Annotated in this window: 21 protein-coding genes; 9 read left to right on the top strand and 12 right to left on the bottom strand. The window is 64.9% G+C overall.

Going from position 1 to position 18,832, the window contains the following annotated elements; all coding sequences use genetic code 11:
* Position 1 precedes the first annotated feature (1 nt).
* Positions 2–1,717: a methyl-accepting chemotaxis protein gene (locus tag F1735_RS12735; RefSeq protein ID WP_167237274.1), complete on the bottom strand. Its 1,716-nt coding sequence runs from the start codon at positions 1,715–1,717 to the stop codon at positions 2–4.
* 58 nt (positions 1,718–1,775) lie between these two features.
* Complete coding sequence (locus F1735_RS12730; protein WP_167237273.1) at positions 1,776–2,231, bottom strand: cache domain-containing protein; 456 nt, start codon at positions 2,229–2,231, stop codon at positions 1,776–1,778.
* A gap of 271 nt (positions 2,232–2,502) precedes the next feature.
* Between F1735_RS12730 and F1735_RS12725 the strand changes: the two genes are divergently transcribed.
* Positions 2,503–3,888 carry a KamA family radical SAM protein gene (locus F1735_RS12725; protein WP_167237272.1) on the top strand — a complete coding sequence of 462 codons (1,386 nt, stop codon included), beginning with the start codon at positions 2,503–2,505 and terminating at the stop codon, positions 3,886–3,888.
* 227 nt (positions 3,889–4,115) lie between these two features.
* On the opposite strand, the gene F1735_RS12720 is transcribed toward F1735_RS12725, so the two are convergent.
* The gene (locus tag F1735_RS12720) at positions 4,116–4,571 is read right to left on the bottom strand and encodes a cache domain-containing protein (protein ID WP_166887431.1); all 456 of its coding nucleotides are present in this window, start codon (positions 4,569–4,571) and stop codon (positions 4,116–4,118) included.
* A gap of 308 nt (positions 4,572–4,879) precedes the next feature.
* On the opposite strand from F1735_RS12720, the gene F1735_RS12715 reads away from it, so the two are divergent.
* From F1735_RS12715 to F1735_RS12700, 4 genes are all read left to right on the top strand, one after another.
* Complete coding sequence (locus F1735_RS12715; RefSeq protein ID WP_167237271.1) at positions 4,880–6,259, top strand: MFS transporter; 1,380 nt, start codon at positions 4,880–4,882, stop codon at positions 6,257–6,259.
* A 114-nt stretch (positions 6,260–6,373) separates the two neighbouring features.
* Positions 6,374–7,717, top strand: coding sequence for a PQQ-dependent sugar dehydrogenase (locus F1735_RS12710; protein ID WP_167237270.1), 1,344 nt, complete (start codon positions 6,374–6,376; stop codon positions 7,715–7,717).
* Between the two features lie 173 nt (positions 7,718–7,890).
* On the top strand, positions 7,891–8,742 hold the full coding sequence (locus F1735_RS12705; protein WP_167237269.1) for a fumarylacetoacetate hydrolase family protein: 852 nt from the start codon (positions 7,891–7,893) through the stop codon (positions 8,740–8,742).
* 199 nt (positions 8,743–8,941) lie between these two features.
* Positions 8,942–10,531, top strand: coding sequence for a hypothetical protein (locus tag F1735_RS12700; RefSeq protein WP_167237268.1), 1,590 nt, complete (start codon positions 8,942–8,944; stop codon positions 10,529–10,531).
* Positions 10,532–10,548: 17 nt separating this feature from the next.
* On the opposite strand, the gene F1735_RS12695 is transcribed toward F1735_RS12700, so the two are convergent.
* Positions 10,549–11,871: an aspartate aminotransferase family protein gene (locus F1735_RS12695; RefSeq protein WP_167237267.1), complete on the bottom strand. Its 1,323-nt coding sequence runs from the start codon at positions 11,869–11,871 to the stop codon at positions 10,549–10,551.
* 116 nt (positions 11,872–11,987) lie between these two features.
* Between F1735_RS12695 and F1735_RS38590 the strand changes: the two genes are divergently transcribed.
* Genes F1735_RS38590 through F1735_RS12685 form a run of 3 tightly spaced genes read left to right on the top strand, consistent with a single transcriptional unit; the run spans position 11,988 to position 12,887 of the window.
* On the top strand, positions 11,988–12,221 hold the full coding sequence (locus F1735_RS38590; protein ID WP_308627346.1) for a hypothetical protein: 234 nt from the start codon (positions 11,988–11,990) through the stop codon (positions 12,219–12,221).
* A complete protein-coding gene (locus tag F1735_RS12690) occupies positions 12,143–12,565 on the top strand; it encodes a carboxymuconolactone decarboxylase family protein (RefSeq protein WP_308627344.1) in 423 nt (140 codons plus the stop codon). The genes F1735_RS38590 and F1735_RS12690 overlap by 79 nt, the downstream gene beginning before the upstream one ends.
* A gap of 58 nt (positions 12,566–12,623) precedes the next feature.
* Positions 12,624–12,887 (top strand): hypothetical protein, encoded by a 264-nt coding sequence (locus tag F1735_RS12685; protein ID WP_167237266.1) that lies wholly within the window; start codon positions 12,624–12,626, stop codon positions 12,885–12,887.
* 69 nt (positions 12,888–12,956) lie between these two features.
* Here F1735_RS12685 and F1735_RS12680 read toward each other — a convergent pair whose 3' ends face one another.
* The gene (locus F1735_RS12680) at positions 12,957–13,262 is read right to left on the bottom strand and encodes a hypothetical protein (protein WP_167237265.1); all 306 of its coding nucleotides are present in this window, start codon (positions 13,260–13,262) and stop codon (positions 12,957–12,959) included.
* Complete coding sequence (locus F1735_RS12675) at positions 13,256–14,017, bottom strand: hypothetical protein (RefSeq protein ID WP_167237264.1); 762 nt, start codon at positions 14,015–14,017, stop codon at positions 13,256–13,258. Before F1735_RS12675 ends, F1735_RS12680 begins: the two co-directional genes overlap by 7 nt.
* Before the next feature lie 374 nt (positions 14,018–14,391).
* On the opposite strand from F1735_RS12675, the gene F1735_RS12670 reads away from it, so the two are divergent.
* Positions 14,392–14,850, top strand: coding sequence for a hypothetical protein (locus F1735_RS12670; protein WP_167237263.1), 459 nt, complete (start codon positions 14,392–14,394; stop codon positions 14,848–14,850).
* Positions 14,851–15,140: 290 nt separating this feature from the next.
* Here F1735_RS12670 and F1735_RS12665 read toward each other — a convergent pair whose 3' ends face one another.
* The 6 genes from F1735_RS12665 to yjgA all read right to left on the bottom strand — a co-directional run bounded on the left by F1735_RS12665 (position 15,141) and on the right by yjgA (position 18,776).
* Positions 15,141–15,338, bottom strand: a complete 198-nt coding sequence (locus F1735_RS12665; RefSeq protein WP_167237262.1) for a hypothetical protein — start codon at positions 15,336–15,338, stop codon at positions 15,141–15,143.
* A 48-nt stretch (positions 15,339–15,386) separates the two neighbouring features.
* Entirely contained in the window at positions 15,387–16,487 is a 1,101-nt protein-coding gene (locus tag F1735_RS12660) for a saccharopine dehydrogenase family protein (RefSeq protein ID WP_167237261.1), read from the bottom strand.
* 10 nt (positions 16,488–16,497) lie between these two features.
* Complete coding sequence (locus F1735_RS12655; RefSeq protein ID WP_167237260.1) at positions 16,498–16,764, bottom strand: hypothetical protein; 267 nt, start codon at positions 16,762–16,764, stop codon at positions 16,498–16,500.
* 80 nt (positions 16,765–16,844) lie between these two features.
* Positions 16,845–17,519 carry an alpha/beta hydrolase gene (locus tag F1735_RS12650; protein ID WP_167237259.1) on the bottom strand — a complete coding sequence of 225 codons (675 nt, stop codon included), beginning with the start codon at positions 17,517–17,519 and terminating at the stop codon, positions 16,845–16,847.
* Complete coding sequence (mog, locus tag F1735_RS12645; RefSeq protein WP_167237258.1) at positions 17,516–18,178, bottom strand: molybdopterin adenylyltransferase; 663 nt, start codon at positions 18,176–18,178, stop codon at positions 17,516–17,518. The genes F1735_RS12650 and mog overlap by 4 nt, the downstream gene beginning before the upstream one ends.
* The gene (gene yjgA / locus F1735_RS12640; RefSeq protein WP_167237257.1) at positions 18,156–18,776 is read right to left on the bottom strand and encodes a ribosome biogenesis factor YjgA; all 621 of its coding nucleotides are present in this window, start codon (positions 18,774–18,776) and stop codon (positions 18,156–18,158) included. Before yjgA ends, mog begins: the two co-directional genes overlap by 23 nt.
* Positions 18,777–18,832: the final 56 nt, after the last annotated feature.

Below are 18,832 nucleotides of genomic sequence, written 5' to 3'. Positions count from 1 at the left end.
TTTACACGGTGCGCCATCCGGCCGCCGCGCGCGCCGCCGGCGACCGCCCGCGCGCACCCACCGCCCGCATCCGGCTGGCCGCCGCGCGCCGCTCGGCCGGTTCGCGGTAAGCGGCGTCCGGGTCGCCGTGCAGCCCGGCGTGGGCGGGCCCCCCCGTGTCGTCGTCTCCATCGGTATCGATCTGGAACACCGATACCGCCTGCGACAGCTTGACCGTCTGCTGGTGCAGGCTTTCGGCCGCCGCCGCGGCCTGCTCGACCAGCGCCGCGTTCTGCTGGGTCATGGCATCCATCTGGCCGACCGCCATATTCACTTCGGCGATGCCGTCGGCCTGCTCGGAACTGGCCAGGCTGATGCGCTCGATGATCTCGTTGACTTGCCTGACCGAGGCCACGATCTCGCCCATGCTGCCGCCCGCTTCGTTGACCGAGGCGCTGCCGCCGTTGACGATGGCCACCGAGGCGGCGATCAGGGCCTTGATTTCCTTGGCCGCCGCCGCCGAGCGCTGCGCCAGGGTGCGTACTTCGGACGCCACGACCGCGAAACCGCGCCCCTGTTCGCCGGCGCGCGCCGCTTCCACCGCCGCGTTCAAGGCCAATATATTGGTCTGGAACGAGATGGCGTCGATCACGCCGATGATGTCGACCATCTTGGCCGAGCTGGCCTTGATCTGGGCCATGCTCGTCACCGCCCGCTCCACCGCTTTGCCGCCGCTGGCGGCCAGGGTGGCGGCGCTGGCCGCCAGCTCGTTGGCGCGGCGCGCGTTGCTGGCGTTTTCTTTCACCGCCAGGGTCAGGGTTTCCATCGCGCTGGCGGTTTGTTCGAGCGAGCCAGCCTGCATTTCGGTGCGGTTCGACAGGTCCATGTTGCCGGTGGCGATTTCGTGCGAGGCGCTGTCGATCGAGCGCACCGAGCACAGGACCGCGCGCAAGGTCTGGTTCAGGGTGCCGATGGTCTGGTCCAGCGCGCGCGAGGTGTCGGCGATTTCGTCGCGGCCGCGGTTGGGCGCGCCGACCGTCAGGCGCCCGTCCGAGAGCGCGCCCACCACCGCGGCAATGGCGCGGATGTCGGTCAGCATGGCGCGCCGCACCAGCATCGTGGCCAGCAGCGACAGGCCGATCGAGAGCAGCACCAGCGCGCCCATCGCCCCCACCAGCGCGCGAAATTCTGCGCGCGCGTCGGCATAGGCGCGCTCGCCCAGCTGCTTTTCCACATTGGCCAACTGGTCCAGGGCCGCGCTCAGGGCGACGAATTGCTTTTCCGCCTTTTGCATCGAGTTGGTGGCGATCGACTGGTCCATCTGCGCCATTTCGATGGTTTCGAGCACGCTTTTGCGGTAGGCGCCCAGCGCCGCCGTGGAAGCGTCGAGCAGTTTCTTCTCGGACGGGTGCGCCATGCTCCCCAACGCGCCCAGCTGGGCGGCGATGGCGCCGTGCTTCTTGCCGATATCGTCCGCGAGCGCATCCACGCGTGACTGGGCGAAGCTGCCGTTGATCCAGGCCAGCAATTGATAGATGTTGGCGTGCGCATGCTTGGTGTCGCCGGCCACGTCGGCCGCCGCTTTCTGGCGCGTGGCGTGTACCTGCACCATTTTTTCCAGTGAATCGTTCTGGCGCACCATGCCGTACCAGGCGCCGGCGGCCACCAGCATCAGCAAGATCAGTACCAGCCCGGGGGCCAGCAACAGCTTGGGCCCAATACGCAGTTTGTTCAGCATGCCTTACTCCCGACAGAACGTTCAGCGAACGGCAAGCGCCGCCCGCATTCCAGGCGCTTCAGTTTTTATAGATACCCGCTTCCAGGATCACGTCGTCGACGCGCTGGATGTAGGCGGTTTTCGGCTCGATCTTGCCGTTGGTGGGGTTTTGGTACTGGTAGTCGATCCAGCCCTTGCCCTTGGACTGGCTCAGGTTGAGGATGTCGCGGCGGTATTTCTTGCCGCTGGCGTCGGGCACGTCGATCAGGTCCTTGCCGACGATCGAGGGGTTGATCGGGTGCGCCAGCACGATCCCGGTTTGCAGGTCGCGCATGTGCAGATACAGTTCGCCCTGGAAGAAGTCCTTGTCCTTGGCGTTGATTTTTTTCACCAATTCATCCTTGCCCTTCACCATGATCAGCGCCGCGCCGCGCTCGACCATGGCGATGGCGTCTTTCTCGGTGGGGCCGTTGGCGCAGGCCTGGCCGGCAGTGAAGGCGAGGCACACGGCGGCGGCACTCATCAGCAGTTTCATATAAGTCCTTTCGGGAACGCGGGGCTATAGTTGCTTGGGTACATTGCGTAATTTATGCCGTCCCTCATGGCGTCGATTGCGCGATGTCAAAGTCGGGGTAAAGGATGCGTACAAGCCACACTCGGGCGCGCCACCGCCGCACAGACGCTCTCTCATCTTGATCTACGACAATTTAATTCCAAAATGCAAGCCTATGATGGCTTCCTGCCTGCCATTCCTTTTGGGAAAGCGCTGATGGCATTCCCTTCCGACTTTCTCCTGGAGCTCCACCGTGACCGATTCCCCGCTACCCACCTTCAAGCCCTACACGCGCCAGTCGATCGCCCAGGCGCGCCAGTGGCAATTCATGTCGCCCGAGCTGCAGGAGGCGGTGCAAGTGGTGGCGCGCGTGCTGCCGTTTCGCACCAATGACTACGTGATGGACCAGTTGATCGACTGGAGCAATATTCCGGACGATCCGATCTACCGCCTTGTGTTTCCGCATCGCGACATGCTGCAGCCCCAGGAGTACGCCCGGCTGCGCGAGCTGGTGCTGTTCAAGAAGGATGAGGCGGCCATCAACCAGCTGGTACACGCGATCCGCATGCGCATGAACCCGCATCCGGCCGGCCAGATGACCCATAACGTGCCGCGCGTCAACGACGCTCCCTTGCGCGGCCTCCAGCACAAGTACAAGGAAACGGTGTTGTTTTTCCCCAGCGCGGGCCAGACCTGCCACGCCTACTGCACCTTTTGCTTCCGCTGGCCGCAGTTCGTCGGCATGGACGACATGAAGTTCGATGCGCGCGAAACGACCGAACTGGTGGCCTACCTGGCAAGCCAGCCGCAGGTCACCGACGTGCTCATCACCGGGGGCGACCCGATGATCATGAATACCCGTTCGCTGGCCGTGTTCCTCGAATCGCTGCTGGTGCCCGAGCTGGCGCATATCCAGAACATCCGCATCGGCACCAAGGCGGTGGCCTACTGGCCGCAGCGTTTCGTCAGCGACCGCGATGCCGACGACCTGATGCGCCTGTTCGAAAAGGTGGTCGCCGCCGGCAAGAACCTGGCCATCATGGGCCACTACAGCCACGCGGTCGAACTGCGCAACGAGACGGCGCAAAAGGCGGTCAAGCGCATTGTGTCGACCGGCGCCACCCTGCGCATGCAAGGTCCGCTGATCCGCTACATCAACGACGACCCCGCCAGCTGGGCCGAGCTGTGGACCACCGGCGTGCGCCTGGGCGCGATTCCGTACTATATGTTCGTCGAGCGCGATACCGGGCCGAGCGAGTATTTTTCGCTGCCGCTGGCGCGCGCCCACGATATCTTCCAGGCGGCGTTCCAGATGGTGTCGGGGCTCTCGCGCACGGTGCGCGGGCCGTCCATGAGCGCCTTCCCCGGCAAGATCGTGATCGATGGCGTGGTCACCATCAATGGCGAAAAACTGTTCGCGCTGCAATTTTTGCAGGCGCGCAATCCTGACTGGGTGCGCAAACCCTTCTTCGCCAAATACGATGACAAGGCGACCTGGATGGATCACCTGGTGCCGGCTTTTGGCAAGAGCAAGTTCTTCTTCGAAAGCGAGGACGATCGCGCCGCGCCGGCCCCGGCCGGCAAGGTGATTCCGATCACCTCGGCGCAGCGCACCGACGCCGGTCGTTGCAGCCAGTAAGCGCACGCCAACGCCGCCGCCATGCGGGCGGCCGCGCGGCGTACGGGGCGGGTTGGGCGGCACGGTGTCGGGGATGTTTCCGGCCAGGGCGCGCCACCCGGCCATGCGGGCGGATCGGCGCCACCGCCACCGCCAGTTGCGGCGGCAAGCAAGCAGGGTGTCGCAGGAAGGCGGGCTTGCCGGCCGGCGCGCCGCAGCGCGCGCGTCCGGCGAGCGCTGTCTTGCGATTACTTCTTGTAGATGCCGGCTTGCAGGATGACGTCGTCGACGCGCATCAGATAGGTCGTCTTCGGTTCGATCTTGCCGGAGGCGGGGTTCTTGTAGGTGTAGTCGATCCAGCCCTTGCCTTGCTTGGCCACCATCTCGACCCCCTGGCGCCGGAAGGGCTTGCCGTTGGTGTCGGGCACATCGATCAAGTCCTTGCCCACCAGCGCCGGATTCATCGGGTGCGCCAGGATCACGCCCGTCTTGGCATCGGACATATACAGATAGATCGCGCTTTGCACAAACGAGGGGTCCTTGGCGTTGATGCGCTTGATCATCTCGGCCTTGCCATCCGACTTGACCAGGGCGGCGCCTTTCTCGACCAGGGCGATGGCATCTTTTTCGGCCGGTTCGGCAGCGCAGGCATGACCTGCCGCAATGGCCAGGCCCAGGGTGGCAACGGTGAACAGCATTTTCATGGCGACTTCCTTGTATAAAAATTCGTTGGGTAAATGTTGCTTCGACGCATCTCCAATGTACGCCCGCGCGCGCGACGCAAGTTGCGCTACGTCAAGCACTTGCCAGTCGCCGGGCCGCTGCGGCCGCGCTGCAACACGAGCTAGTTCTACGGTGAATTGATGCCCTGGGGGAATTTTTTTGGACTCAGTTGACGCGCCACAATCTGGTTCTGGCACAGGCTTTTACAATTAATTCCTGCCGGCAATTTTGCAAGCAAGAATCCTTGACGGCGACCCAGCATCCTTTTCACCGTCTACCGGAGTCCGCAATGCGCACTGACATCATCCACAGCACATTCTTGCGCGCCACGGACGCGCACGCGCGCCCGGCCGACAACCCCGTGCCGGACGTGGAGCGTGCTGCCGGCGGCGCCCCGAACACCTCATGGCAAGCGCGTGCCGCCCTGTTTTTCACCGTGTTCCTGCCATTCGCGCTCGGTCAGTACATGCATGCGCTGCTGCGCAACGTGAATGCGGTGCTGGTGCCGGACCTGGTCGCGTCCTTGTCGCTCAATCCCGGCCAGCTGGGCCTGCTCACCAGCACCTTCTTCTTTTCCGTGGTTCTGGCCCAGCTCCCCACCGCCTATGCCCTTGAGCGCCACGGCCCCCACAAGGTGCAACTGGCGATGCTGCTGCTGGCGGCCCTGGGCGCCCTGATGTTTTCTTACGGAACAACCCTGACCCAGCTGGTGTTGGCGCGCGCCGTGATCGGCTTTGGCGTCGGCGGCACCATGATGGTGGCGGTGAAGGCCATCTCGGCCGGGGTGGTGGCCGAACGCCTGCCATCGTCGGTCGGCTTCCTGATCGCTTTCGGCGGCCTGGGCTCGGCCTCCGCCACCTTGCCGCTGCGCCGCGTGCTCGAGCTCACCGACTGGCGCGGCCTGTTCATCGGGCTGGCCGCGCTGACCGCCGCGATCGCCCTGTTCGCCTGGCTGGTCAGGCCGCGCCAGGGCGGCGCCGCGCCGACCAAGGCGCCGAGCGCGCGCGCGCTGCTCGAGGTGTGGCGCAACCGCGCCTTTCGCAAGACCATCATGCTGGTGCTCCTGTCGCACACCATTTATTGGGGCATACAGGGACTGTGGATCGGCCGCTGGCTGTCCGACGTCGCCCGTTTTTCCGAGCGTACCGTGGCCTACCTGTTATATCTGAGCATGGCCGCCGTCATCTTCGGCGCCATCGCGGTAGGGATGATTACCGAATGGGCCAAGCGGCGCGGGATCGCCCCGCTCGACGTGGCCGCGATCGGCGTGGCCGGCTTCGTGCTGGTGCAGTGTACGATTGTGCTCAACCATGCGCCGACCTTCCCGCAACTGGCCGTGTTGTTCACGCTGGTGGGCACCATCACCGGCATCGAATACACGATCGTGCAGCAAAGCCTGCCGCGCGAGCTGGCCGGCCCGGCCTCGTCCTGCCTGAACATGCTGATCTTCATCGGCGCCTTCCTGGTGCAGGCCGGCTTCGGCCAGTTGATCGGCTTGTGGGCGCCGGACGCGCTCGGCCACTATCCGGCCATCGCCTACCGGGTCGGGTTCGGCGTGCTGGTGCTGGTGCAACTGCCGGGCCTGGTGATGTACGCGCTGGGGCGGCGCTCGGCCAGCCGCATGGCGCCGATCCTGGTTGCCGAGGAAGATTTCGCCAAGCCCGCCTGAGCGGCGCATGCGCGAGTACGGGGGCGGGCGCGCTGGCCTAACGGGCGAGCGGGATTGGACGATTCGACTAAAATCGCCGGGACCGCTTCCCGTCCAATCCAAGGAGATGTTCCCATGCGCGACCATCCGTCCGTTCGCCTGCTCGCAGGCTGCATGCTGCTGGGCCTTGCGGCCTGCGGCGAAAAATCCACCTTGCCGGCCAGCGCCGATGTCGGCCCGGCCCCGCTCATTACCGCGCCGAACAAGACTCTCATCCCGACTGTCAATATCGCGCCCGCCAAAAGCTGGCCGGCGGGCGTGACCCCGCGCGCCGCGCGCGGCCTGGCGGTCAAGGCCCTGGCCAGCGGGCTGGACCATCCGCGCTGGCTGTACGTGCTGCCCAATGGCGACGTGCTGGTGGCCGAGACCAATGCCCCGCCCAAGCCCGACGATGGCAAGGGCATCAAGGGCTTCGTGATGAAAAAAGTGATGGCCAAGGCCGGCGCCGGCGTGCCCAGCGCCAACCGCATCACCCTGCTGCGCGACCTTGATGGCGACGGCGTGGCCGACGTGCGCACCGAATTCCTCAAGGGCCTCCATTCGCCGTTCGGCATGGCGCTGGTCGGCGACGTGCTGTACATCGCCAATGCCGACGCCATCGTGAAGTTCCCGTACCGCAGCGGCGAAACGGCGATCAGCGCCGCGCCCGAGACGGTGGCCGCCTTGCCGGGCGGGCCGATCAACCATCACTGGACCAAGAACATCATCGCCAGCAAGGATGGCGGCAAGCTGTACGCGACGGTCGGGTCGAACAGCAATGTGGCCGAAAATGGCATGGAGAACGAGGTCAACCGCGCCGCGATCCTCGAAGTCGACCTGGCCAGCAAGGCCACGCGCCTGTTCGCCTCGGGCCTGCGCAATCCGAACGGCATGGGCTGGCAGCCGCAGAGCGGCGCTTTGTGGACGGTGGTCAATGAACGGGACGAGTTGGGCAGCGATCTGGTGCCCGACTACCTGACCTCGGTGAAGGAGGGCGGCTTTTACGGCTGGCCGTACAGCTATTACGGCAAGCATGTCGACCAGCGGGTCAAGCCGCCCAAGCCGGAGCTGGTGGCCAAGGCGATCGCGCCCGACTACGCGCTCGGCAGCCATGTGGCGCCGCTGGGCATGGTGTTCTACGAGGGGAGCCTGTTCCCGGCGCAGTACGCGGGCGGCGCGTTTATCGGCCAGCACGGCTCGTGGAATCGCGAACCGCTGAGCGGATATAGCGTGGTGTTCGTGCCGTTTGAAAAGGGTGTGCCGAAAGGCAAGCCGGTCGAGATCCTGACCGGGTTTGTGAACCAGGCGGGCGACGCCTACGGGCGCCCGGTTGGGGTGGCGGTCGACAAGGCCGGCGCGCTGCTGGTGGCCGATGATGTGGGTAATGTGATCTGGCGGGTGACGCCGGCGCCCGCAGGCGCGCCAGTCGCGGCGAACTAAGCGCAGCCGTCCAGCATCAGCGCCGGGCACGCCATCGACCCGCTCACCGCCATGCCGGCGCAGGACGTGAGCGAGGCCGACGCGGTCGACATCAGCGCCTGTCTCTGAGCCCCCGGGCCGGCCTGCGCTACAATCGCGGGCGACTTTACGCTGTCCCCATCTAAGGAATACACATGAAACTGGTTCGTTACGGCCGTCCCGGCAAGGAAAAACCCGGCTTGTTCGATGAAGAAGGGCGCCTGCGCGACCTGTCCGGCGTCGTCGCCGATATCGATGCCTCGCTGCTGTCGGACAAGGCGCTGCGCAAGCTGGCCAAGATCGACTACAAAACGCTGCCGCTGGTGCGCGGTACGCCGCGCCTGGGCGTGCCGCTTCGCGGCGTGGGCAAATTCATCGGCATCGGCCTCAATTACGCCGACCATGCCGCCGAAACCGGCGCCACCGCGCCGCTTGAACCGATCGTGTTCATGAAGGCGATCAGCTGCCTGTCCGGCCCGGACGATCCGCTGATGCTGCCGCAGGGTTCCAAAAAAACCGACTGGGAAGTCGAACTCGGCGTGGTGATCGGCACCCGCGCGCAGTACGTGAGCGAAGAAGACGCGCTCAATTACGTGGCCGGCTACTGCGTCGTCAACGATGTGTCGGAGCGCGCGTTCCAGCTCGAACGCGGCCCCCAGTGGGACAAGGGCAAGGGCTGCGACACCTTCGGCCCGGTCGGCCCGTGGCTGGTCACGCGCGATGAAGTGATCGACGTGCAGCGCCTCGACCTGTACCTGGAACTGAACGGCAAGCGCATGCAGACCGGCTGCACCGAGACCATGATTTTCAGCGTGGCGCAGATCGTCAGCTACCTGTCGCGCTTCATGACGCTCGAGCCGGGCGACATCATCGCCACCGGCACCCCGCCGGGCGTGGGCGTGGCGCGCAGTCCGCAGCGTTTCCTGAAAAATGGCGACACCTTGCGCTTGGGCATCGCCGGCCTCGGCGAGCAGCAGCAAGACGTTATTGCCTACACGAAAACCTGATCAGGCGCGTCTTCGCCAGCGCGATGCTTCTTTTATGTCAATACCCAGCTTGCCGCTGCGGTGACTTTTCGTAAGATTGCAATGCGAATATGGGAACACCATGCAGTCCAGCATGCCGAGATTCGGCGTGCGCGGCCTGCATGGACGGCGTGTTCCGGCCATGCCGGTCTTTCTCCTGTCAACCTGGAAGAAAGCGACCATGACCAGCTATCGCACCCCTTTCCTGCTCGCCCTCGCGAGCTCGGCGCTACCACTGTACGCCACTGCCCAGACGATTCCCCACGGTAGTTATCAACTTTCCTGCAGCAACATTTCGGTCAACGGCGACAAGCTCAGGGCCAATTGCAAGAAGCTCAGCGGGGTCCAGCAAACCACCACGCTGGAAAAGATGGATGCCTGCGTGAACGCGATCCGCCAGTACGGCGACATCGGCAACATCGACGGCAACCTGATCTGCCTGCCGGACCTGCCGCGCCCGAACCCGGCGTTTGTGTTTCCCAAGGCCGAGACCCAGCTGAACCAGTGGATTTTCGGCGGCCTGGACAACCAGATCCACCAGCATGGCTGGGGACTGTGGGCCGGGCTGACCCAGCCGGTCGGCAGCGTCGATGGCGCCGTGGTGCGCGCGTTCGAAACCTGGACTTCGCCGGGCAACATCATTTTCCGCAGTGCGCCCGAGCGCAAGGTCGAGGATGGCAAGAGCGGGCCGCTCGCGCGCCCCACGCTCGAGCTGCACCTGCCGCGCCAGTTCCAGCACGGCCACCGGCCGGCGGAGCGCGGCGCGAGCCTGGTAGCGGCCGCGGCGCCCGCCCCCGGCAGGCCGGACACGGCGATCCTGGTGTCGGTGGCCTACAATCCGCCGGCCGCGCAGCACGCGATCAGCAACCGCCTGTTTTATGAGAGTACCCTCAAGCAACTGATGGCGCAAGGCTACACGGAGGTGCCGAATTTTCCCGCGAACGCGATCGTGATCAAACCGGTGTTCAAGATCATTCCCAAGAATGTGGATCGTGGCATCTACGCCTTTCCGGGCTGGCCGGGACCGGGCGCCGCCAAGCCGAACAGCGGGTTCGGCGAAGCGGCCTGGAACAGTTGCGTGTATGTCGACATCAACCGTCCGATCGGCCTCGGTGGCAACAGCAACGATGCGGGATGCGACCGCCGCACGCCGGCCAACACCTTCTATTTGAGCGACTTCATCCATACGCGCATCACGGCCGAGAACGCGCCCTTCCTGTCGGCCCAGCTCAACAAGCCGGTCGCGGCCGGCGACATCGCGATTTTGATCGGCATGCACCTCACCTCGCGCGAAAACAAGATGTGGACCTGGCAAACCTTCTGGTGGGTGGCCGACCCCGACCGTCCGCTCTCGCCCAGTTCGCCTGCCATCGCCAGCGCGCGCCCCCTGGCCTACCTGGACGGCGCGGCGCGCCACTATGCGATGGCGCTGGCCTACTCCACCGTTTCGCCGGCGCAGCCGATCACCAAGGGCAAGAACGTGGGCGCGCCGGTGTACGGCTACAACCCCTACCTGGAAGCCGGTTTCGGGCCGGATGTGTTCGCCGGCATCAGCCGCCCGATCAATGGCACGATCAACGCCAATACCGGAATCGAGTCGAACTGCATGACCTGCCACAACCTGGCGGCCTACGCGCCGGCGCCGAAACCGATCATGCCGTACGCCACCGACTTTTACATGAGCATTACCGATCCGATCTTCGACAATACGCTGCGCTCCGATTTTTCGTGGACCATTGTCGACCTGATCGTCAAGACGCCGGCCAATTAGGCTGCCGGCCGGGCGACTCAGTCGAGCGCCGCCGCCAGCGAATCGGACAGGCGCGAGACGATCTCCGACAGGTCGGCATCGGTGGCGATGAACGGCGGCGCCAGCAAAATATGGTCGCCGCGCACGCCATCGATGGTGCCGCCCATCGGATAGACCATCAAGCCATTGGACATGGCCTTGTTCCCGACCGACGCGTGCAGCTTGCGGGCCGGGTCGAACGGCTCCTTGCTGGCGCGCTCGCGCACCAGTTCGAGGGCGATGAGCAGGCCGCGCCCGCGAATGTCGCCCACGTTCGGGTGCGCGCCGAATTCGGCCTGCAGCATGCGCCGCAGCGCTTCGCCGCGCAGGCGTACTGCGGCCAGCAGGTCGTCGCGCTCGATCACCTTCTGCACCGCCAGCGCGGCGGCGGCGGCCACCGGATGGCCGATGTAGGTATGCCCGTGCTGGAACGCGCCGCTGCCCTTGCGCAGCTGGTCGACCAGCGCGCGCTGGGCCAGCACCGCGCCGATCGGCTGGTAGCCGGCCCCGAGTCCCTTGCCGATGGTGATGATGTCGGGCGAGACGCCATCCTGCTCGATCGAATACATGGTGCCGGTGCGGCCCATGCCGCACATGACTTCATCGGCGATGAACAGGATGCCGTAGCGGTCGCACAGCTTGCGCACGCCACGGAAGTAGCCGGGCGTGGGGGGAAGCGCGCCGCCGGTCGCGCCCACCACCGGCTCGGCCACGAAGGCGATGATGGTGTGCGGGCCGGCCGCGTGGATCTGTTCGTCGAGTTCGCGCAGCAGGGCTGCGGTGTACTGGTCCTGGGTCTGGTCCGGCAGGCGGTCGCGGTACTCGTAGCAGGGGGCCACGCGCGCCACGTCGATCAGGAGCGGCGCGAAGTGGCGGCGGCGCCACTCGTTGCCGCCCACGGCCAGGGCGCCGAGCGTGTTGCCGTGGTAGCTCTGGCGCCGCGCGATGAATTTGGTGCGCTGGGTCTGGCCGGTTTCGACAAAATACTGGCGCGCCAGCTTCATCGCCGTTTCCATCGCTTCCGAGCCGCCCGAGACTAGGTACACTTCCGTCAAGCCTTCCGGCGCGCCGGCGGTGAGGCGGTCGGCCAGTTCCTCGGCCACGTCGGTGGTGAAGAAGGCCGTGTGGGCGTAGGCGTTGCGGTCGATCTGGCGGTGCATCGCGCTCAGGATGTCCGGGTGGCCGTGGCCGAGCGACGACACCGCCGCGCCGCCGCAGGCGTCGATATAGGTCCGGCCCTCGCTGTCGCGCACCAGCATCCCCAGGGCGCTGACGGCAACCCGCGGGGTTTGCCGGAGATTGCGGTGAATCATGTGGCTCATGCTGTCCTCATCATGAAAATTGTTGATGATCGACAATAATCGGAGAACGTCGCCATTCTGTTGATCTACCCCCGGCTGCGTGCGAATATTGTTGTCTGCGGCAATAAACGCAACACATGAAGGGCAAGCGCATGATCGACCGACTCGGACCTTTGGCAATGGAACATCTGACGCCGGCGCAGCGGGAGGTGGCGCAAGCGATCATCGACGGGCCGCGCGGCGCGCTGTACGGGCCGTTCGTGCCGCTGTTGCGCAGCCCGGAGCTGATGGCATGCGCGCAGCGCATGGGCGAATACCTGCGCGTGCCGCAGCGATCGGCACGCGCCTGTCGGAAATCGCCATCCTGGTGACGGCGCGCGAATGGGACCAGCAGGTGGAGTGGGCGATCCATGCGCCGGTTGCCGAGCGCAGCGGGATCGCGCCGGACGTCATCGACGTCATCGACGCCATTGCGCAGCGCCGCAAGTCGCCCGCGCTGCAGGCCGATGAAGCATTGGTGTTCGATTTCTGCGTGGAGCTGCACCGCAGCAAGCCGGTGAGTGACGTGACCTATGCGCATGCGCTGGCGCTGTTCGGCGAACAAGGCGTGGTCGATTTGATGGGGATCAATGGGTACCATACTTTTTTTGCGATGGTGATGAACGCGGCGCAAACGCCGGCGCCGGCCTCGACGGCGGCGCCCTTGCCGGCGTAGTCCGGTGTCACGCCGGCAGCGCATAAGCCGGGATGGAAAGCGACTGTATGAGCATGAGTTGCTCAGCTTCAATGCCGGCAAGTACCCGGCCGAGCTTCAACCGCTTGTTGCGACGACAATGGCGATCGCCCGCGCCCATCCTGATGAGTACATTCGCCATCGGATCGGTATTCAGACGGGGGCGGGCGGTCCGCTGACGCCGGTTCCATCGATGAGCGCGGCGGTGGACGATCGGGCCGGCATGTCCGTCGCCGCGTCATCCGTGCCCGGCAGCGCTTCGCACGACTGGTCGTTGAACTATTCGACGCGCGTTCTTGAATAGCAAGCAGGGCCTGTCCTGGGAACGCGCGCAGCCCGCCTGAAATGCCAGCCCGGGCGGGCAGCGCCATTGTCAGGTGCCGTCGTCCGCCAATTCCCGCATCACCGCAGGGGACAATGCCGACTCGCCGAACAGGGCTTTTTGCTGCTCGGCATTTAAAGGCCTGCCGGTCAGGGTAAGGTGAATTCTTCCGTTCACAGGAAGGATTTCGCGCTCGTCAGGAACCGCGGCGGCGGCAATTTTCTTTCGTAGGGCCGCCGATGCACGCTTGTATGTCGCAAGCTCATCTGCTTGCTGTTTACCCGGTGTCTTCATGGTATTCACTTTAAGTGTCGTTGCAGGAATAGTTGCTTTTGTGTTGGTAAAAGCGGCTAACATGCTCCCAGCGTCTTCCAAATATAGTTTAACAAAACTGACCATGAGGGGCTGTTCGCGCGCAAATCAAACTCCATTAAACGCGCGCTCCCGTATGTTTTCCGCCACTCGGGACAGTGCGCAAGGACTTCATGCACTGAGCGCAGGCCGTGCATCGCCGCATCCGGATGCCTGGTCATTTCCGCAACATGGACCGGGGCATCGAAACCGAGCTTGGGCCAGACCCAGTAGCCGATCAGCGCGTCTGGATCGCCGCGCCGTAAAGGCCCGTGTCCGGCGCCATACAGGTGGATGCCGGAGAAACCGAACCGATAGGCCGTGACCGCCATCAATCCGAACGCAACAGTACAAAACCTGGGCGGCGTTTCCGGGGACAGCATCATGCTGCCGATATGCAGGGCATCGCACCAGACGCCCGGCGCTTGTTCCGATCGAAAAGCAATCACACTGTTCCGCTCGCCGTCCTTGACGAACGAGTTGATGAACTGAACGTTCATGCCGGGTGGTGCATTGCCATGTTCGTTCACTCGCAACGCCCATGCCGCCGACCCATCCGGAATCATGAAAAGGTGCGCGCTCTGTTTTTCAGTGAGTTCAAGGATCGTGCCATCGTGTCGCTCCAGCGTGAAACCATCCGACCGTTGCCCCCGCTTGTCATACAGTTCGCCCTGGAAGTAGTCGCGTGCGATGGGGTGGCCGAGCAGGATGGTCTCGATTTTCCTGATATTGTGTTCGTCGAACCGTGGCTCGATAATCATGATAGGGCCTCTGATGTGGTGTCGATGGGTGAGTTCATCAACGCAGTACCGTAACGCTCGGGCGCGAATTGCAGAAGTGGGAAAGTGAGTTCGCGGCAGCGCGGATTGCAGGGATGAGTTCAGAAAGCGTACTCGCCATTGGCGCGGGCGCACAGGGCGCCTTGGGGGAAACGGGCGGTCACTGTATCGTGGTCAATGATTGCCCGATCATATTGAACTTTCGTCGTGCGAGGCCCGATACGCCATCATCCGGACCCGGCAGTGCGGCGGATCCGTGATGGTAAAAACCCGCGCATCGAAGGCCCTGGCGAGCCTGTCGGGAGTCGCCCTCCCTGGCACTGGAGGCCCATGGGCAAGCTAAAAGAAGGAGATAAATGAGATTGGATCGTCTTCTGACCGTCAACGCATATGATGACGGCGCACTGCTGGGTATCGCGGAACTCGACGGGGTCCCGCACATCTACCAGAATGGATTCATGTACGCGCTCGATGACGACGAGGCGGTGTATTTTCTGTCGCCGATCGCGCCCGAGTTGCTGGCGCTGGTGATGGAAGACTGGGCCATCTGGCGCCGCTATCTCGCGACGGGCAGAGCACCGGAAGCGGCCGATGCGCGGCACCCGGCGCTGGCCTGCGACCGCGAACGGCATGATGCTCTTGAACCGGCCATTGGGGACCGTCTCACGACCGATCCGCACAATCGCAAGCGCTTTAAGGCCGATTTCTGGCCGTCGGCATCGCCAGCGGACCCGGGTGCCTTGTGGGACGGCCAGCGCGTCCAGTGGACACCGTGCGGCACGCCAGGCATGCCGAAGCATCCGGCGCCTCGTTAAGCGAGCGCATATTTCGCAGCGTCATCGGACTCAGGGCAACGCAAGCAGATCGGTGAAGCAGCCGGCATGGCGCGTGCATGCAGTGCGCGGTGAGAGTCCGGACAGCGTACGCGGCGTCATGACGCGCACACAGAGCGCACGCGCGCCGAGTGGCGACGGCTGGAGATGGCTCACCGATTGAGCTGGGATAGTGACCTTGTGCGGCCTGCGGTTCGCCGTCTTGCCCTGGAAGGGAACGGACCAGGCGGCCGGTGCAGGGCACCGGCCGCGTCAAACAATCAAGCGCCGCTTTAAGCGAGCGCTTCCTTCGCCGCTTCTTCCGGCGTCAAGCCATCGTAGAACTGGTCGGTAAACCACTCGACCTGTTCCTCGATATGGTCCTGCGCCTGCTTCTGGCTTGCGCCGCCGGCCACCAGGAAGCCTTCCACCTCGATGCACCAGTGAATCAGCGCCAGGGTTTCTTCGTCGAGTTCTTCTTTCTTGGCCATGTTGGCACCTCTTTCAGCGTTTGTTGTCCGAGAAAGGATGATAACCGATCACTCGCCCAGGTCGGTGACCATGCCCCACTTGGCGAACTCCGGTTCGAACTCCGCCAGGGTCAACTGGCCGACGCTGGTGACGGCGCCGACCGCGTTCAAGGTGCCCAGCGCCAGGCGACGCGCCAGCAGCACCGCCGCCATGCACGGAATTTCCGGCCCATGGTCGTGGTCGGCCGCGATATGCCAGGCGCGCCGCGCGGGCGTTCCGGCAGCGTCCACGCCATGCACGCGCACCACCATCCCGCCCAGCGCCGAGCCGAGGAAATTGAGGCCGTCGGCGGCGCGGTTGAGCAGGCCGGCGAAGCGCTCCGGATGGCGCACCAGCCCGAGCCGGCGCAAGCCCGCCAGCGCCGCCATGCCGCGCTGGCTGATGCCGGTTTCCAGCGCGGCGCGGAACATCACCGTCCGCACCCCCGCATAGTGGGCCGGAAACAGTTCGAGGTCGGGAATATCGCACAGCGACGCCAGGCGCGGGCGCAGGCGCGCGTAGGCCACCGTGACCGGCGCCGCCCAGCCCAGCTGGGTGGTCCAGCGCCCGTCCTGCCAGACCTGGATCGGCGCGCCGCAATAGCTCAGCACGGCGGACATGGTGGCCACCCCGCGCGGCGCGGTCTGGGCCGGGGCGATGCACATCTCGATCGCGTCGATGCTGCGCCAGCCCGCCGTCAGGTGGTCGACCACGGCCGAGGACATGGCCGGCACGCTGCTCGCGCCGGTGATCGCCCTGCGCTGCTGGCGGCGGAAAGCATCGTCCAGCGCGGCCGGAAAGTCGCACACAAAGCGGCGGCCGTCGGCCAGGTCGATGTAATGGGCGCCGGCCGCGGCCGTGGCCAGGGCGGTGCCGTAATCCTGCTGCTGAAACGGGCCGGCGGTATGGATGACGAGCTCGGCCCCGAGGGCGCGCAGCGCTTGCGTCAGTTGGGGGTCGTGGATGTCGATGCGGGCGGCGCTCGCGCCATGTCCGCAGGCGCGGGCCAGGGCGTTGCCCTTGTCCAGGTCGCGCCCGGCGACGATCAGGTCGATGCCCGGGCTGGGCGCCAGGGCGCGGCAGATGCGGGCCCCGAAGTTACCGTATCCGCCGAGAACGACCGTTTTCATGCCGGGTGGATCAGGCTGCGAGGCCCTTGGCCAGCAATTCGGCGACGACGTCATTGAGGTCGGCGTCGCGTTCCTTGGCCAGGGTTTGCAGTTGCAGCACCAGGTCGCTGTTGAGCTTGACTGCGAAGGGAACCAGGCCGAGAGCCTGGTCGCGCTTGCGCTGTTCGCGGCGGTCGACGATGGCGTTGTCGGCGTTGCCGAAGCCGGCCGCGCCCGGGGCGACCATCTTGCCCATCAATTTTTTGGCGTCACTCTTTGCCATGCCTGTTTTTTTCATTGTCTGCCTTTGCTATCAAAGAACGCATTCTACGCTCTCTGCGGGGCGCGGACGACGGCGCAGCCGATGGCGCGCGAAAATCAGCCCAGGCCCAGTACTTTCTTGAGCCAGGCGCCGATATGCTCGACTTCTTCCTGGCACAGCGCGTGCTGCATCGGGTAATCGTGCCATTCGACCTGGTAGCCCAGCGCGGTGAGCAAGTCGCGCGAGTCCACCGCGCGGGCCATCGGAATCACGCCGTCGTACTGGCCATGCACCTGGAAAATCGGGGTCGCCAGGCTCGCTTGCGAACGCTCGGCGGCGATCTTGTCGGCCAGCGGCACATACCCGGACAAACACATCAGCCCGGCCAGTTTTTCAGGATGGCGCAAGCCGGTCTGGAAGGTCATCGCGCAACCTTGCGAAAAGCCCGCCAGGATGATGCGCGAGGCGGGAATGCCACGCGCTTTTTCACGCGCGATCAGCGCTTCGACCTGCTGCTGCGAGGCGCGCAGGCCGGCTTCGTCTTCGCGCCGGCCAAGGTCGGCGTGGACGATGTCGTACCACGAGCGCATCACGTAACCGTTGTTGATGGTCACCGGCATCGTGTTGGCATTCGGGAAGACAAAGCGGATACCCGGCAAGCCCGTCAGGTCGAGCTCGTTCGTCATCGACACGAAGTCGTTGGCGTCCGCGCCCAGGCCGTGCATCCAGATGATGGCCGCCGTCGGGTTGGGGGCGGTGACGACTTCGATCGTTTCTAACAGTTCGCTCATGCGTTGTTCTCGGTAGGCGGCGCCGCACGCAGCGCCGATTTCGGCCGGAATGCCTTGCACACGGCCGGGTTGGTGTCGATATACGGTCCGCCGATCAGGTCGACGCAGTAAGGCACGGCCGCGAAAATGCCGCTGACCAGTTGCTTGCCGTCAGCATCTTTCAAGCCTTCGAGGGTTTCCTTGATCGCTTTCGGCTGGCCCGGCAGGTTCATCACCAGCGCGCTATGGCCGTCGGTTTCGCGGATCACCGCCGTCTGGCGCGACAAAATTGCGGTCGGCACGAACTGCAGGCTGATCTGGCGCATCTGCTCGCCGAAACCGGGCATTTCCTTGGTGCCGATGGCGAGCGTGGCTTCGGGCGTGACATCGCGCCGCGCCGGGCCGGTGCCGCCGGTGGTGAGCACCAGGTGGCAGCGCGCCACGTCGACCAGCTCGACCAGGGTCGCTTCGATGCGCGCCCGTTCGTCGGGAATGAGGCGCGTTTCGAGGCGGTACGGCGTGGTGAGGGCGGCGGCCAGCCAGTCGGCCAGGGCCGGCAAGCCCTTGTCTTCGTAGACGCCGCCGCTGGCGCGGTCGGAGACCGACACCAGGCCGATTTTCAGCTCGAGCGCCAGCTCGGGCGCCAATGCCGCCGGATTACTCGTCGTCGGACTCGTCATCGATCGGCTCGCCGTCTTCGTCCTCATCCTCGCCCGCCGGCTTGGCGGCGGCCTTGCGCTTCTTGTCGATATCCTTGAGGAGCTGGAAGATCTCGCGATACGCCTTGGGCGGCTTGTTCTCGGCCTGTTCCTTGCGCGCGTTGCGGATCAGGGTGCGCAGGTGCTGCACATCGAGTTCGGGATTTTCTTCGAGCAACACGGTCAGGGCCTTGTCGTCGGCCAGCAGCTTGTCGCGGCGCCGTTCGAGCGCGTGCAGGGCCGCGGTATCGGCCTTGGACATGCCTTTCCAGCTGTCGATGGTGCGCTGGATGACGGCCACTTCTTCCTCGTCGAGGGTGCGCATTTTCTTGCCGACGAATTGCATCTGGCGGCGCCGTCCCTCGTGGTTGGTGATCAGCTGGCACGCCAGGATGGCGTCGCGCACGTCTTCCGGCATGGGCACGCGCTTGACGCGGTCGCGCGCTTCGGCGACCAGTTCTTCGCCGAGCTTTTGCAGCTCGCTCATCTGGCGCTTGAGTTCGGACTTGGAAGGGCGTTCGTATTCTTGTTCGAACTCGGAGGATTGGAAGCCGCAGGCGCCCCGGTTTGGATTTGGCATGATATGGTTCCGGTAGGCGTAAAGCCGACCAGTAAAAACTGTAAACGACTGCTATC

Source organism: Massilia genomosp. 1, assembly GCF_011682185.1.
GTDB lineage: Bacteria > Pseudomonadota > Gammaproteobacteria > Burkholderiales > Burkholderiaceae_D > Telluria_A > Telluria_A rubra.
The sequence above is the reverse complement of the archived record's forward strand: the minus strand, read 5'-3'. Positions and strand labels throughout refer to the sequence as shown.